Consider the following 16635-nt stretch of genomic DNA (forward strand, 5'->3'; position numbering starts at 1 on the left):
AAAAGTGAAGCTAGCAGTAGTAGGAGCCACGGGCTTGGTAGGATCGGAAATCCTGGAAGTCCTTAAAGAAAGAAAATTTGAATACGATGAACTGTTATTGGTCGCGTCGGCCAGGTCAGCTGGTAAAGTCATCGAATATCAAGGAAAAGCACACACCGTTATCGGTTTGGAAGACGCCGTGGCGGCAAAGCCAGATATTGCAATTTTTTCAGCTGGAGGAGGAACGTCTCTTGAATGGGCACCTAAGTTTGCAGAAGTAGGCACTATTGTCATCGACAACTCTTCCGCTTGGAGAATGGATCCTAGTAAAAAGTTGATTGTACCTGAGATCAACGGCTCGGCCATCATGATAGATGATCGAATCATTGCTAACCCAAACTGCTCTACCATACAAATGGTATTGGTTCTAGGGCCCTTGCATGAACGGTACGGTATCAACCGTGTATTGGTGTCTACTTACCAATCGGTAACCGGATCTGGAAAAGGAGCGGTTGACCAGATGATGGCGGAACGAAATGGTGAAACACCTGAAATGGTCTATCCTCACAAAATTGACATGAACGTATTGCCTCATATCGATGTGTTCCAGGAGAACGGATATACCAAGGAGGAAATGAAGATGACCAATGAAACTGTCAAAATCCTCGGAGATGAAAACGTAAAGGTGTCTGCTACTTGCGTCAGAATTCCTACCATGGGCGGTCACTCAGAGGCTGTTAATATTGAATTCGACAATCCTTACGATTTGGAAGAAGTAAGAGAGATTTTGTCCAAAGTTCCGGGATTAGTGATTCAAGACGATTTGGCCAATAATGTATATCCGATGCCATTGACCGCGCATAAAAAGGATGAAGTGTTTGTTGGAAGAATACGTCATGACGAGTCAAAAGAAAATGCATTGAACCTCTGGATTGTGGCGGACAACCTTAGAAAAGGAGCTGCTACTAATGCAGTACAAATTGCACAGTATGTGACTGAGCACAACCTCGTGTACTGATAAGAAACCTATTTTAGTTATTCGTGTGAAAACATCTCGCACAAATAAAAGGCTGGTTCGAATGTTATACATTTGAGCCAGTTTTTTTATGTCCAAAGCACTCATAGATACACTCAGTCAGCCCCAAGTTCGGCAATTCATCAAAGCACATTTGAACGAGGACCCCTTGGCGTTGGTGCTTAAAAGTGCCAACTACCCCGATTTACCGATTAGGGAAATAGCCGGGCAAATTCAGTCCAGAAAGAAGGCCCAAAGCAAACTCCCTGAATGGTTTGAGAATGAAGAGGTTATTTTTCCTCCTGGAGTATCTCTGGAACAATGCTCGTCCGAAATCACAGCCAAATACAAGGCTTCATTGGTTGAAGGAAAAGTGGTGACTGATTTAACCGGTGGGTTCGGAATAGATTTATACTACCTGTCCAAATGTTTTGAGCAAGCCAATTATGTAGAGCAGTCTGAAGTACTGGTCTCACTTGCTAAATATAATTACCAAAAGCTGGAGGCTAAAAACGTCCAATTTTTCAACACAACTTCTGAGGAATATCTATCAAATGAAGAAGCTGGTTCAGATCTTTACTACATAGACCCGGCTCGACGAGACGGAGCCAACCAGAAAGTATTTCAAATCGAAGACTGCACACCTGATTTGAGTTTGATCCTTCCCCTACTTCTGGAACGAAAAGCTGAAATTTTGATCAAAATGTCTCCTTTGCTCGATATCCATCAGGCCTTGGCAGCTTTATCTCATGTCAAGGAAATTCACGTCGTTTCCGTTCGGAATGAATGCAAAGAGTTGCTATTTAGAATAGAGCCAGATTTTAAAGAGTCACCAGTACGGGTAGCAGTCAATCTATTGCAGGGCCATACGGATACTTTTGAGTTTTCGGAACATCAGGAACAAGAGAATCCTGCATTTAGTCAGCCGCTCAATTATCTCTACGAGCCGAATGCCTCTATCATGAAAGCGGGAGGTTTCAATTCGGTTGCTAATGCATTTGGACTAAGCAAACTACATCGAAACTCGCATCTTTATACGTCAGACAAGTTAATCGAGAACTTTCCCGGAAGAGCCTTTCATATCGAAGGAATAAGTGCACTGAGTAAGAAAAAACTGAAATCCTATTTACCTCAAGGAAAGGCGAATATAACTGTACGTAATTATCCCATGACCGTAAAAGAAATCCGAAAGAAAACGGGAATTAAAGAAGGAGGAGATGTGTTCCTATTTGCTACTACTTTGCTTGATCAAGGCCTGAAGGTACTTGTTTGTGCAAAAAGTTAAGTGAATGTTGAAGCTCCAAAAATCTATTTAAAGAATGCATACTTCGAGGTCGCTGGAGGATTCTCATTTCGAGGATGATTAGCTTCGACCACAATCATTTTTATATCTGAACGGATAACATCGTTGAGGGTGATTAGCCAGGAGCTATCTCGTACGTCATATGTGAAACCCGAAAAAGTATATGACATCGGATAGCTAAAAGACTGGTAGTGGTGTTGGCTACCGTCAGTCGGATCCATGTAGTAAAGTTCGGGTTTACCGTACCTACTTCTTGATATATAAAATAATTTGTTCTTTACAATCTGCCAATTGGCAATGTCATTTGGGATGAAATTTTCTATTACCTTTTTTTCTTCTCCCGATTCTAATTTCCATATTCCACGACTATAAGGGAAACAATAATAGATATCCTTGCCATAAGGTATGGCCCTTATGCCTCCCTTGGTTGTGATTTGGATATCGGTGCTATCCGTCAAGCTTTTTTTATGAATCTGAAACGTTCCTGTTTTGTTAGAGCCATAATATATGGCTGAACCATCCAAGGACCAGCAAGGGAACTTCTCATGACCTAAATCGTCAATGATTCTGTTTGATTGTTTCGATGCAATATCCAACATGAAGACATCATTATTGCGTTCTTTGTTAACTTCAAATGAAATTTGTTTTCCGTTAGGAGACCATTGTGGGTATCTGACAATTGCTCCATTGAAATTGGTCATCTTGGTTTTGGATTTCGTTTCAAGATTCTCAATCCAAATTTCCGCATAGCCAGATTCACGAGAAACATAGGCAAGTTGATTTGTTTTGTGGTGATAGGTTGGATTCCAACTGGTATTTCCTCCTTTGATGTATTTGCTGCTGAAGTTAGTACTCTGAGGTAAGTCAGAAAACTTCCAGATGTTATATGACTCATTCCAGGTCTCAAACACCAGCTGGTTGGTTTTTGCATGAAAATCAAGGTTTCGAATGATCTCTGATGTCTCATGAACAATTATTCTGTCATCAGTTGCTAGATTGATTTTGGCAATTTGAAAAGTATAATTTTTATGGACAAAAGAATAGAGCAGGTGTTCATTGTCTGCCCAACTTACACCGGTAATTTGCTCCGGAGTTTTCGTTACCTCAGTTTCCTCTCCATTGTTTAGGGCCATGGTCATGATGCGACCGTACCCTGGGATCAGGTGGTAATAAAGGTTGCTGTACCGATAGGATCTGATAAATGCCATACTGCTTCCATCGGGTGAAATTCTAGGAGAACTATCTCCAACTATTCGTCCTTCAGGTTTGGTGAGTTGTGTGATATTTTTACTACCCAGATCAACACGATGCAAGGCAAATGCTCGCTGTCCTTCTAGCCTATCGCAATAGATGATAGACTTACCATCTGGTGTCCATATCATGGCAGATAAGTTAACAATTGAATTGACTGTAATAACTTCAGTTTCCTGATCATTTTTTACATTCTTAACAATGATCCAGACACTTTTCCCGTCATTTCTAAAAAAGGCAATTTCACCTCCTGAAGGAGACCATACTGGATCAGTTTCTAGATTATGAGGGTTTTCTAAATGGTTTAGGTCTTGAGTTTTTAAATCCTTTATGTAAATATCGAGATTGTTGTTTCCACTAGTTGCCCTTGCAAACATGACCTTTTTACCATCAGGGGAAAATCTTGGCACTCTCTCCTGACCCCAGTCATCGGTTATCTGAATCACTTTATTTACGGGAACATTTTTTGAAGAATCAAAAAAGAAAAAGCTAAGAGCGATGAGTGCCAGCGGGACCAATACAAGAGAATAAGTAATAAGCCTCGGTTTATCCTTGCGTAGCCCTTCTACCAACCTGTGTCCTTCAGCATATTTGATTGGTGAAAGAAGCACGTATCCTACGGAGCGTATGGTATCAATTTTTGGTTTGTTTTCCCCAGCCTCCTCAAATATTTTTCTTAATACTGATATCGACTTCATCAACGAATCTTCAGTAACCACCACGTCTCTCCAGACGGTTTCCATAAGTGTTTCTTTGGTAACGACCTGGCCCTGGCTTTGCGCAAGACTAACCAAAACTTGCATGGTTCTGGAGCCAATGTTGTGTTTGCCAGTGGTACCTATAATTCGGTTGATTTCCGGCATTATCAGCCAATCACCAATTTTAAAGGGTCTCGAATTCAAGTCAGAACTCTTTTTCATAGGGTGGAAGTGTCAAATATGGGTTTTGAGGTTGCTTTTCAGAAAACATTCAGGATTCTTCTAATGCTGAATTTTACCAATATGTCAATATTGTCTATGCCATACGAGATATAACAGTTGATTTATTCATAAACCTAATTTCTAATGGCTTTTTGCGGAATAAAATTGACCGATAAACAACAAACGTAAAATAATATTTTTATGAAGCCCTATTTGATTTGTATTATAGCTCTTCTTATAACTTTTAGTGGTTGTGATGAAGACAGTGAGAAAGTTGTTATACCTGAAATAACTTCAATCAGTCCCATATTCGGGCATGAAGGAGAAGAGATTGCCATCAAAGGCTTGAATTTTTCCAGCATTGCCGTCGAAAACATCGTTAGGTTCGGCAGCAAGCAGGCTACGGTGCTAGAAGCCTCAATGAATCAACTTAAGGTTCTAGTGCCTGAAGACGCAATTGATGGTAACATAACGGTGCGGGTGGGTAATTCATCAACGACGAGTAATGAGGTATTTACAGTGCTTGTCAATTTGCAAAAAGAAGTTGAACAAGCCATGGCATCGAGCGGAATTCCATCACTCGCAATGGCAGTATTGGCTAATGACAAAGTTCATTACAGCCAGGGTTTTGGTCAATACGACGTTGACCTTACCAAAGCTGCAGATGAAAGCACGTTATACATCACCTCTTCGATTGGCAAGCTGGTGGTATCTATTGCCGTTATGCAGCAAGTCGAACTCGATGAGGTCGACATAGATCGGGATATCAGTGATTATGTTGGGTTTGAGGTACGAAACCCCAACTTTCCAGACAAGGAGATCACTGTAAAAATGGTCATGGAGCATGGTAGCTCTCTATCCAACCCAGGTGTAGGAGAAATAATCGATGATGTATTCGCTGCTATAAAGCCCGACTCAGCTATAGCCCTACATCCCATCATCGAGGAGGCAATTACACCCGGAAGCTCTATTTATAAAGAGGGTATCTGGATGAATGTAGAGCCTGGCACTTTTCACAAAAATTCAAACTACGGCATTACACTCCTGGGTTATATGGTAGAAAAATTGTCAGGTCAGCATTTCAATGACTATAGCAAGGAAAAGATTCTAACACCACTAGGAATGTCTTCCTCAAGTTTTCACTATCCTGATATCGATCATTCAAAAGCTGCGGTAATTTATGGCTCGGATGGAAGTATTCTCGAGCCCTTCTCCTTCTTTTTCTATCCGGCAGGTATGCTCCGAACCTCTACTTCGGACTGGTCACAGCTTTTGTTTATGATGCTGAATGGAGGCACATATAACGGGAATAAGATTTTAGAGACTTCTTCTGTCGAAGCTTTGCTTGACGTAAAATATCCTCAAGGCAACAGTATTGCTTACGATTCCAGTATTGGTTTAGTCTGGAGGCAGGCAGCTGGCAGCACGGGCTGGATAGGCCATACCGGTGCTGGTGTGGGCGTCACACATGTGACGGAAATAAACAGGGAGAAAAACGTTGCCTATGTGATTTTCACAAACAGGGTAGGCAACGGGGGAGTCATTGGACCTGGAGGGTCGCTCTATACCGAAGTGCATAAGTGGCTGGATCAAATTGATCTGGTAGAATTAAATGCGAATTAAATCAAAAAGCTAAATCGAACGAATATGAGACTGTTTCTACCTTTTTCCCTTTTAATTATGTTTTTCGGATGCAGCGATGGAGATTCCACGCCGGCCTCCCCCGTGCTGGATGCACCTACCGGACTCGATGTAAGAGACATTTCAAATTTTGGCAATGGTCAGGATATGGAATTGGGATTTGAACCACCTGGCGATCTGTCACTGGTTAGTGAATTCCGAATCTATGTTGTAAAGGCTGAAAATGCCACGAGCTTTGACTCTTTAGCCGCAGCAGGAATTTCTAATAACTATACGGCAGTAGAGGCGTCTGAAAACTACATCAAGGTTCTGCTGATAGCGACTTCCAAAGATGTAGATGGCGATTTGATTCTAGAAGGTCAGGCCTACCAGCTATTTGTTAGTTCTGTTGGTACAGAAAATAATGGTTCTCCGCTATCATCGGCTTCGGCTAGTATTATGCTGGAACAAAGAAGTGCCGTAAGAACAATTACTGGAGTTATTCAGGCTGGGTCTGGAGGGATGGACATGGACGCGAATGGCAATATTTATATGGGAGATTTTGGTTCTACGCTTGATGCCGGAGGCAAAAATGTCTACAAAATTACACCAGAAGGAGAGGTAGCGATTTTCAATAGCGCAATGAACGGAGCTTCTGGAAATGACTTTGATAAAGATGGGAATTTGTACCAATCCAGTACGGTTGGATTTATGAGTAAGATCACACCCGAAGGAGTGTCGAGCACGTTTGCAAGTGGATTTTCTGGAGGCCTAATAGGCGTTTCTGTCCAGGATGATGGCCGATTGTATACCTGCAACTGTGGAGGCAATTTAATCAATGAGGTGTCCGCCGACGGTGTAATTTCTACTTATGTGGCGAGCCCGCTATTTAATTGCCCCAATGGTATTGATGTTGATGCGGAAGGTAATTTATACGTGGCCAATTTCGGCAATGGTGATGTGGTGAAAGTAACCCCTGCAAAAGAAGTAAGTGTTTTTGCAACGGTACCGGGTGGAAACAACGGACATCTACTTATTCACGGAGACTTCATATATGTGGTCGCCAGAAGGGGCAATGCTATTTATCAGGTAGATTTCGAGGGTAAAGTATCCAAGTTTGCCGGTAGTGGTTCGAGAGGGACAGCCAATGGCAATTTGAGTCAGGCCACATTTTCACTTCCAAATGATATAGCCATAAGCGCCGATGGAAGAAAAATGTATATCAACGATGTAGCAGGTAGCAGCCTTGATGAAAGAATTATCAGTCCTGTTGTGATTAGAGAAATAGATGTCATTGAATAAAATAAAACCCATGAAAAATATAATCATACTATTTACTGCAGCCGCATTCATTTTTTTTCAATGCGATAGCGATGGTGAGAGTGATAGTTCTGCATTAACAGTTGTGGCCGTTGCTGGTCTATCAATTGATGATATTACCAACAACGGCAATGCATCGGACCTTCAGGTTTCGTTTACTAGTATCACACAGGAAGAAGGCCTGGAGGCGTATCGATTGTTTATTGTCAAAGCTGCAAATAGCGGCTCGTTTACCCTTGCTGCGGCAGAAGCTATCACGATTAATTTTTTGGATATCCCAAAAGGAACACCAAGTCAAAAAGTAGTACTTGATGCCACAGCCTTAGACAGCGATGGAGACGAAATCGTGGAAGGTGTAAGTTATAGAGGATTCATATTGTCGATGGGTATGGAGGGTGTTTCGAATGTTTTGTCGGAGCCCTCCAATGCCATCACAATAAAGCAATCTTCGATTAAAATCACTTACATTGGCAATGATGGCGTTCACATTTCTGATGGAGTGCAAGGAGTAATTATCGACGCCCTGCCGGGCGATTTAAGTGGATGGTCTCCTATTGCAAATGGGATACAATCAGCTATCGAATCGGGGTCAGGTGATTTTGCTAACATTAAAGTTGCCATGGCCACTCATGCACACGGAGATCATGTGAGTTCTGCCTCTGTCAATCGATTTTTGAGCGCCAATTCGGGTGCCAAGGTCATTGTTCCGAGCGGCCTACAAGGTTCGATATCGAATCAATCTCAGGTGGCTGATTTGACTCCCCTAAGAGGAGAATCAGCAGAGGAGACATTTGATGGTATTAAAGTCAAGGTCCTTCACTTACGGCATTTTGATCTTTTCGGTAACGACTTTTCTTCGGTTGATAATTTTGGATTTCTAGTGGAAATAGGAGGAAAAAAAGTACTACACCTTGGTGATGTCGATTACTCAGAGGAGAATTTTATGCCTTTTAACTTGACCGCAGAAAAAATTGATGTTTTGCTCATACCCACCTTCAACACCCTGATAAGCAGTGCCAATAAGACTTTGATAGAAGAGCAGATCAGTCCTGCCCACATTATCGGTCTTCATCTGCCTACTTCCACGGCCAAGTCTGTGGTCAACAATGTTTATACAGATGCGGTTGTATTTAAGACCTCTATGGAATTTGAGAGGTATTAGGTATTACATAAAGATTCGGTTCAAAGAGGCGTAGTAAACCTCTGATTCCCATTGGACAATACATGGTAGGGTTCATTGGGGATCATTTTTACCCTTCAATTTTATCCCCTTTTCTTAGTTCTGGCGATCCATTTTTCTTTATTGCAGCTACGCCAAAACTTATTTACTAATGTTTGTTAGTTTTTCTTATTTTAAAAATATATATTGTGAAATTATTCTGAATACAGAATAATATTTTATTACCTAACCTAACCCAAATGACTACGCGATTATATTCGGTGTTTTCCGAAATATTCTATCGAAAATTCTGCTATCACTACATTGATAGCCATTCGACTTCACACACATTTCTATTGGATTTACATCAGTCTAACAGCAGCTAGACTGATTGATCATACTAATCTATTATTCAACTAAACCATTTTACATTATGAAAAAAGTGTTAACCACACTATTGGTAGTGGCCTGTGTCTGCTATCAAGGATTTTCGCAAGAAAAATCCAAAACTTTCATCCAGCTGGAAGCAAGCCAGGGACGGATGTTAAAATCAGAATTACTCAGAAGTCAACTGAGAATGAGTTCGTCAGAGGAGATGAGAGCCCTCAAGACTGAAGATGATCAACTCGGCTATCGTCATGAGAAATTCGAACACTTCTACAAGGGATTTAAAGTAGAAGGATCAACCTACACCATTCACTCTAAAAATGGAGTGGCTACTCACATGACAGGTAACTATGCTACCGTTGCGGAAGTAGATGTAAACCCAAGTCTTTCCAGTGACAGAGCGCTCGACTTTGCAAAATCTGCAACGAATGCGACATCTTTTGCCTGGGAAGGAAATGCCAGCGGCCGTGAAGGTGAAACTTTTGAAAAGCCTGAAGGAGAATTGGTAATTGTTCAAAAGACTGCTAATGGATACAAATCCAGACTAGCCTACAAATTTCACATTCTTGGCGACAAGCCATTTGTGAATGCTTATGTCTACGTTGATGCTCAGTCTGGCGAAGTCGTGCGTTACAACAGTGTAATCAAGCATGCTGATGCCATTGGTTCGGCGGCTACTCGTTACAGCGGTACTCAGTCGATTCATACAGACAGCAATTCGGGAAGTTACAGACTAAGGGACTACTCTCGTGGAAACGGGGTATTGACCTATGATGCAACTACAGCTACAAGCGCCAACCAGGTAACAGGAGTACCTAATGGGTCTTCTGAATACACTGACAATGATAACAACTGGACCTCAGGAGAATACAACAACGCAGACAAAGACAATGCAGCGTTGGATGCTCACTTTGCAGCAGAAGCCACCTATGATTTTTTCATGTCCAACTATGGAAGAAACAGTTATGACGGAAACGGAGCAGCGATTACAAGTTATGTAAACACTGACATTGAGGCCGTTTACGGATACCCGGCAGGATACAACGACAACGCTTTTTGGACAGGCTATGTCATGGTCTATGGAAAGGGTAACACCTTGGACCCTTTGACTACTGTGGATATTACCGCTCATGAAATTGGTCATGCGTTTTGTACCGGTACTGCAGACCTGGTATACGAAAAGGAGTCAGGAGCAATGAATGAGGGACTGAGCGATATCTGGGGAGCTTGTGTAGAATACTATGTAAATCAAACTTATGGGCTTAATAAAGACGTTTGGAATCTGGGTACTGAAATTGGACAAACATTCAGATCTATGTCTAATCCTAAGGCTTACGGTGACCCTGACACTTATGGAGGAACTAACTGGGTAAGCCAGAATTGTAATCCAAGTAGTCAGAATGATTATTGTGGTGTGCACACGAATAGTGGTGTGACCAATCACTGGTTTTATGTATTGGCCGTTGGGGAAACCAGTACAAACGACAACAATGATGCGTACAGCGTAACTGGTATAGGCGTAGACGATGCGGCTGCCATTGCCTGGAGAACAGAGTCTATTTATTTAAACACTACTTCTGATTATGCTGACTTCAGAACTTATTCTATTCAGTCTGCGGTTGAATTATTCGGGAGCGGTTCGGCTCAGGAAATAGCAGTGACTAACTCATGGTATGCGGTAGGTGTAGGAGCAGAATATGTGCAAACTTGTTCATTGGCTGCCCCAGGCAATTTTGCTTCATCCAGCATCAACGACAATGGATTTACACTTTCCTGGAATAGCGTTTCAGGCGCAGCATCATATACTGTGACTGTTGGAGGTTCTTCTTCTAACGTGACAGGCACAAGCTATGTAGCTACCGGCTTGAACGTAGGTACGCAATATGCTTGTTCAATAGTTGCGAATTGCTCTACTGGTGGAAGTGGCGCTACATCCAACTTGAACGTAACCACCACGGGTACGCCTCCTGTCAACTATTGTGCTTCGAACGGCAACAATACCTCCGATGAGTATATTGGGCGGGTTCAATTCAATTCGATTGACAATAGTACCAGTGCTTCTTCAGGAGGATACGGTGACTACACCACGCAGTCTACCACGGTAACAAAAGGCAGTTCTTACACCATGACCATTACACCAACGTGGACAGGAACTATTTACAATGAAGGTTACTCGGTATGGATTGACTACAATCAGGATGGTGATTTTACGGATGCTGGTGAGCAAGTACTGAGTCAATCGGCTACTACCGCCACGCCAATAAGTGGATCAATTAGTATCTCTTCGGGAGCTGCAAATGGCAACACAAGAATGAGAGTTTCCATGAAGTACAATGGAGTACCTACATCTTGTGAATCATTTAACTATGGCGAAGTGGAGGACTATACACTAAATATCGTGACTGGCTCTGCCGATACAGAAGCTCCAACAGCACCAGGAAACCTTGCTGCTTCGAATGTGACTACATCTAGCTTTGATATGTCTTGGTCTGCTTCTGCAGATAATGTAGGCGTAACAGGCTACAATGTATATGTAGATGGATTCTTAGATGGTTCCACTTCAAATACTTCTTATTCTGTGACAGGTGTGGGTGCTAATACTACCTATACGGTATCTGTGACAGCAATAGATGCTGCAAGCAACGAATCTCCTGCGACAGCGATTGATGTGACTACTGATGCGAACAGCGGTGGGTCTACCACTTTATTGTCTCACTTCTTCGAAAACGGATGGGATGGCTGGTCTGATGGTGGCAGTGATTGCTATCGTTATTCAGGCAGCAGATCATGGGAAGGAAGCTACTCTATCAGAATCAGAGACAACTCCGGGACAGTATCTGCAATGACTTCGCCGTCCTATAATGTAAGTGGCTATAGCCAATTAGACATTGAATTTTATTTCTATGCCTATGGTATGGAGACTGGTGAAGACTTCTGGGTGAGGTACTACGATGGGTCTAGCTGGCAAACGGTTGCAGCTTATGCCTCTGGCACAAACTTCAACAACAATACATTCTATAGTGCTACAGTTACTCTGACCAGCGCAAACTATAATTTCCCAACCAATGCACAATTTAGATTCCAGTGCGATGCTAGCGCAAACGCTGATCATATCTATATCGATGCTGTCACCGTAACTGCTTCATCTGGAGGCTCTCCATTCAATGGATTTGCTGCCGGTAGTCCAGTCAAAGTAGGTGGGGGATTTGCTGGTGTAGATGGTAATGTTGGAAGCGAATTGCCAGGTCTTGATGAGGATATAATGATCTTCCCTAACCCAGCAACTCATACGATCACATTGAATTCTTGGGATCCAATTCAGAGCCTGACCATCTTTGGAATCAACGGAAACGTTGTACGTCAAATTGAATTGAGTGAAAATCAACAAACGATTGATATTTCAGCTTTGGACAGAGGAATGTACTTTATGCAGATTCAAACTGAGGAGGAAACTACCGTTGAGAAGTTCATTAAGAAATAAAATTTGAATTAGGTCGTTACTACCTAGCAACCTTTTATTATTTAATATATAGTGGCCGGAGGGGGCAACCTCTCCGGTTTTTTTTATGCTTCCAAAGTCGAATCAGATGACTTGACTCTCCAATATTTTGGTTTGATACTTAGAGAGTTGCTTTACCAACTGCTGAAATTTTAAGCGTATTTAGGTTCTGTACGTAGGCAATTACCTCATAGGAAGATTCAGTGTTCAGTTCAGGCAGATCAAGAGCTACCTCACCACTTTTCTGAGCAGGAATCGAACGAAAGGCACGTACTACGTTAGAGTGAACCAATGTTTTGTGACGATTTTCCCCTCTAGGTACATGATTGGAAGCTATCCGTTGTACGATGGCCAGATTAAGCACTTCTCCAGAGGAGATATTTTGACCGGTATAAGATATGGTAAGCCGATCTTCAGTTTTTCGAAGATTGGTGATAGATATTGCAGATTTCTTATTTGCTGAGAAGCTTGTTTTTAAAGATGCAATCAGCTTTGGTTTTTGAGATCCCACAAATTCATCCTGACCGTCGACAATCATTTGTGGAGTATAAATCCTACTCAGGCGCATTTTTTTTGCATACCATTTTTGTCTCTCCGTAAATTGCTCTGAGCTATATGGATCTTTCCAACCCAATCGATTCCAATAGCTTACATGAAAAGACAAACCATACACCTCTCCATCAGCGCTATTCGAATTTACGGCCTCTTTCAGCAGCTTGTCCGCCGAAGGGCAACTTGAGCAACCTTGCGAGGTAAATAGTTCAACGATGGATATAGATTGTTGAGAAGACTGTGCCAGACTTGAAGCAGTGGCCATGAATAGGAGTCCAAGGATAGTATATCGCATGATTGGTAAACATCGATGGAGGATTAAACATTCCCAAAGCGAACTATTTTTTGGCCATAACTGGTAACGGTATAGATTTTCTACTGTCTTTATTTTCATGAAGGATATGCAACCAATCACTACGGTGTGGCATCTATTATAAAACTCAAAAGGATCTGAACTCAAACTTGCCATCATGCTCAAGAACTATTTCAAAACTTCGATTCGCAGCCTGCTTAAAAACCCTTTAAACTCATTCATTAATTTATTTGGACTCTCGGTTGCCACTGGAATTTGTATAGTGGTCTATGCATTTATTCAATGGGACATGAGCATCGATCTGTTTCACAAGCAAAAGGACGAAATATATCTTACCACCTTTTATGTAGACCGGGATGGAACGACTCATCAGTATGGTCTGTCTCCCACTCCTATTGGGGCACTTATGCGCCAGGATTTTGCTCAAATAAAAAGGCTTTGTAGACTAGAATATAGCAATGCTATTGTAAAATCCGGGAATGATGTATTTCAGGAAAGTATCTTGTTTTCAGACCCCGAGTTTCTTGATATGTTCACATTTCCCCTTAAGTGGGGGCTGTCATCCTCACTGTCCGATATGAACAGTATTATCTTCAGCGAAGAAATGGCTATCAAATACTTTGGTGACGAAAATCCAGTCGGGCGAGATGTATTGTTGAAATTTGGAGAAGGCAAGGGTAAGAGCTTCACTGTTTCTGGTGTAGCAGAAGCATTTCCTCAAGCGCATGCCATTGATTTTGATTTTTTAATCAACTTTGAAAATTTCAAGTTTTCTGACCCTGAATATCTACTTACAGACTGGAAACATTTTGTGAATGCTACCTTTATTCAGGTGGAAGATCCTGAGAATTTGAAAGTAATTGTCCAGGGTATGAATAAGTATAAGGCGTTGCAAAATCAGGCACAAAAGGATTGGGCAGTCAATTCTTTTGCCTTTGAACCACTTACCACCTTACACGAAAATTCGGATGAGATTAGAAGTGATATTTCAGACGGTGCAAGCGAGGAAGGTCGTGTTGTACTAAGTATCATTGGCATTTTCATGCTTGCCTTGGCTTGTCTTAATTATATCAACATTGCCATTACATCTGCCACTAGACGATTAAAGGAAATCGGAATACGAAAAGTGGTGGGAGCCAATAGGCGGTTGGTAATCATCCAGTTTTTAGTAGAAAATATTTTCATAACCTTCCTGGCAATGGTAATAGGCCTGCTATTGGGTGTATTTATTTTTGAACCCTGGTTTGATTCACTTTTTGACATTGGCATGGATCTCAAACTCTTCAATGTTAACCTATGGTTGTTTTTGCTAAGTATTTTGGCCCTCACAGGAATTGCCTCCGGGATTTATCCGGCCTTCTATATTTCTAAATTCCAGGCAGTTAGCATATTCAAAGGTTCCTTGAGGTTTGGGAAGAAAAACCCATTGACTAAAGTGTTTTTGGCATTTCAATTAATTCTGGCCTGCATCACAGTAGCCACAGCCATTATGCTTTCGCAAAATGCAGACTATCAGTCCGAAAGATCCTGGGGGTATGACCAAGACCGGGGTCTCTATATTGAAGTAGCAGACGAGTCATCTTATGTAAGACTAAGGGAAGCCATGTTTCAACATCCGGATGTGCTATCCATAGCCGGAGCTCAGCATCACTTAGGACGCAGGATTTCTCATGAGGTGATTCACGCTCCGGACAGACAGTACGAGATACGGTCGATGGCGGTAGAACCAAAGTATGAAGAGGTGCTCGGTTTAAATATCATTTCTGGTCGTTTTTTCAAAGAAAATTCTACCAGTGATAAGCAAGCTGTAGTAATGAATGAAAGTTTGGTCAAGGCTATGGAAATTGAGCAGCCTATCGGTCATGTTATCAAAATAGATAGTATTAGATATCAGGTTATAGGTGTGGTCGAAGATTTTCATATCTACAGCTTCTATGATGAGATCCGACCTACTATTTTCAAAATGGCCGAGGAGAAAGATTACAGATATATGGTGTTGCAGGTTAAAGAGGGAACTCAGCAATCAACCTACGAGTACGCACAAGAGCAATGGGCCAGTTTGTTTCCGGAACAGCCATTTGAAGGAGGGCATCAGGAGGATGTTTTCAAGTTTTATTTTGAAGAATTAAAAGGTCATACCAAGTTGCTCAATGCAGTTGCTATGGTTGCTATCCTATTAGCAGGTTTGGGATTGTATGGACTAGTATCATTGAATGTGGCAGGCCGTGTTCGTGAATTTAGTATCAGAAAAGCGCTAGGCGCTCAGCTTGGGAATATTGTAGTTAATGTAACCAAACAGTACATTATTCTAATTCTGACTGCCCTGGCAATTGGGGCACCTGTTAGTTATTTGGCGGTGGAGGCATTAATGGACCTGGTATATAAGTATCATATGCCAATGAACTTTGGCGGTATCTTTTTATCGGTTTTTTTACTAGTCATCGTGCTGATATTCACAATGGCTTCTCAGGTCGGCAAGGTATTTCGTACCAATCCTGTGGATGGACTCAGAGTTGAGTGAAAATCGTCATTACTCAATTGATCAACTCAAGAAACATTGATTTGAGACTTTCATCCTCTCCCAGTTGTCCCAAAACAGCTTGCTGGAGATACTGAGGTATAGACTGCTTATTGACCATTTTTTGACTGATATCTTTGATCATATTTTCAAGGTCGTCATTGTATAGTTCCATTGATTTTAGTTTTTCGATGAATTCAGACATATCCGCAGATGGCGTGGCTACTTGCACTGTTGCCACAGACTTCGCTTCCAGCGCTTGATCCATGCACTCATCGAAGGCTTCAAAAATCTTTTTTAAATCTTTTTTCTTGAGCTCTCCCGATTCGATTTTAGTTTTTACAGATTCACAATCTTCGAAAAACATAGCAAACCGTTTTCTAGGAGTCAGGTTACTAATTTTATACATGTCGCCTTTCCAATTGACGAAAAGCTTAAGTGAATAATTGGAGGTATTTCCGGCAGTAGCGTCGATGTACAAATACTGAGTGAAGTACTTGCCTTTCACATCGACTTTGGCAAATTGATAGCGTTGATCAATTTTTATAGATTCATAAACATCATTCTCCCCTAAAGAAACAGAGCGAACCTGATAGGCTTTATAGCTCGACTTTTCCTTCCCAATTTTTACCTGGGCTTCATCAGCTTGATAAGGTCCTCCGTAGTCCAGGAATATTTTACCCCTTATTGTATCCAATTTGGCCGTTACCAGCCATTGGTCTTGGGCATAGGAATTTGATAAAAAGAATAAGAAAACTGCAGATAAGATGAATCGGATCATGGTCATCGATTTGATGGA

General features: G+C 41.7%; 10 protein-coding genes. 7 read left to right on the forward strand and 3 right to left on the reverse strand.

Going from position 1 to position 16635, the window contains the following annotated elements; translation table 11 throughout:
* Positions 1-4 precede the first annotated feature (4 nt).
* Positions 5-997 (forward strand): aspartate-semialdehyde dehydrogenase, encoded by a 993-nt coding sequence (locus ABJD64_RS03100; RefSeq protein ID WP_348177300.1) that lies wholly within the window; start codon positions 5-7, stop codon positions 995-997.
* A gap of 88 nt (positions 998-1085) precedes the next feature.
* Positions 1086-2279, forward strand: coding sequence for a hypothetical protein (locus tag ABJD64_RS03105; RefSeq protein ID WP_348177302.1), 1194 nt, complete (start codon positions 1086-1088; stop codon positions 2277-2279).
* Between the two features lie 23 nt (positions 2280-2302).
* Here ABJD64_RS03105 and ABJD64_RS03110 read toward each other — a convergent pair whose 3' ends face one another.
* A complete protein-coding gene (locus ABJD64_RS03110; protein WP_348177304.1) occupies positions 2303-4468 on the reverse strand; it encodes a winged helix-turn-helix domain-containing protein in 2166 nt (721 codons plus the stop codon).
* 201 nt (positions 4469-4669) lie between these two features.
* Between ABJD64_RS03110 and ABJD64_RS03115 the strand changes: the two genes are divergently transcribed.
* The 4 genes from ABJD64_RS03115 to ABJD64_RS03130 all read left to right on the forward strand — a co-directional run bounded on the left by ABJD64_RS03115 (position 4670) and on the right by ABJD64_RS03130 (position 12435).
* Positions 4670-6091: a serine hydrolase gene (locus ABJD64_RS03115; RefSeq protein WP_348177306.1), complete on the forward strand. Its 1422-nt coding sequence runs from the start codon at positions 4670-4672 to the stop codon at positions 6089-6091.
* 24 nt (positions 6092-6115) lie between these two features.
* Positions 6116-7390: a hypothetical protein gene (locus tag ABJD64_RS03120; RefSeq protein WP_348177308.1), complete on the forward strand. Its 1275-nt coding sequence runs from the start codon at positions 6116-6118 to the stop codon at positions 7388-7390.
* Between the two features lie 10 nt (positions 7391-7400).
* Positions 7401-8570, forward strand: a complete 1170-nt coding sequence (locus ABJD64_RS03125) for an MBL fold metallo-hydrolase (RefSeq protein WP_348177310.1) — start codon at positions 7401-7403, stop codon at positions 8568-8570.
* 430 nt (positions 8571-9000) lie between these two features.
* Positions 9001-12435, forward strand: coding sequence for a M4 family metallopeptidase (locus tag ABJD64_RS03130; RefSeq protein ID WP_348177312.1), 3435 nt, complete (start codon positions 9001-9003; stop codon positions 12433-12435).
* Positions 12436-12574: 139 nt separating this feature from the next.
* On the opposite strand, the gene ABJD64_RS03135 is transcribed toward ABJD64_RS03130, so the two are convergent.
* Positions 12575-13300 (reverse strand): DUF1223 domain-containing protein, encoded by a 726-nt coding sequence (locus tag ABJD64_RS03135; RefSeq protein ID WP_348177314.1) that lies wholly within the window; start codon positions 13298-13300, stop codon positions 12575-12577.
* A 175-nt stretch (positions 13301-13475) separates the two neighbouring features.
* On the opposite strand from ABJD64_RS03135, the gene ABJD64_RS03140 reads away from it, so the two are divergent.
* The gene (locus ABJD64_RS03140; RefSeq protein WP_348177316.1) at positions 13476-15839 is read left to right on the forward strand and encodes an ABC transporter permease; all 2364 of its coding nucleotides are present in this window, start codon (positions 13476-13478) and stop codon (positions 15837-15839) included.
* Positions 15840-15852: 13 nt separating this feature from the next.
* On the opposite strand, the gene ABJD64_RS03145 is transcribed toward ABJD64_RS03140, so the two are convergent.
* A complete protein-coding gene (locus ABJD64_RS03145; RefSeq protein ID WP_348177318.1) occupies positions 15853-16617 on the reverse strand; it encodes a hypothetical protein in 765 nt (254 codons plus the stop codon).
* Positions 16618-16635 lie beyond the last annotated feature (18 nt).

Origin of the sequence: Reichenbachiella sp. (assembly GCF_039944555.1) — a bacterium.
Classification (GTDB): domain Bacteria; phylum Bacteroidota; class Bacteroidia; order Cytophagales; family Cyclobacteriaceae; genus Reichenbachiella.

Coding starts and splice junctions, on each gene's coding strand:
- ABJD64_RS03145 (WP_348177318.1), bottom strand. CDS start 16,617: ATGATCCGATTCATCTTATCTGCAGTTTTCTTATTCTTTTTATCAAAT.
- ABJD64_RS03120 (WP_348177308.1), top strand. CDS start 6,116: ATGAGACTGTTTCTACCTTTTTCCCTTTTAATTATGTTTTTCGGATGC.
- ABJD64_RS03110 (WP_348177304.1), bottom strand. CDS start 4,468: ATGAAAAAGAGTTCTGACTTGAATTCGAGACCCTTTAAAATTGGTGAT.
- ABJD64_RS03105 (WP_348177302.1), top strand. CDS start 1,086: ATGTCCAAAGCACTCATAGATACACTCAGTCAGCCCCAAGTTCGGCAA.
- ABJD64_RS03130 (WP_348177312.1), top strand. CDS start 9,001: ATGAAAAAAGTGTTAACCACACTATTGGTAGTGGCCTGTGTCTGCTAT.
- ABJD64_RS03115 (WP_348177306.1), top strand. CDS start 4,670: ATGAAGCCCTATTTGATTTGTATTATAGCTCTTCTTATAACTTTTAGT.
- ABJD64_RS03140 (WP_348177316.1), top strand. CDS start 13,476: ATGCTCAAGAACTATTTCAAAACTTCGATTCGCAGCCTGCTTAAAAAC.
- ABJD64_RS03125 (WP_348177310.1), top strand. CDS start 7,401: ATGAAAAATATAATCATACTATTTACTGCAGCCGCATTCATTTTTTTT.
- ABJD64_RS03135 (WP_348177314.1), bottom strand. CDS start 13,300: ATGCGATATACTATCCTTGGACTCCTATTCATGGCCACTGCTTCAAGT.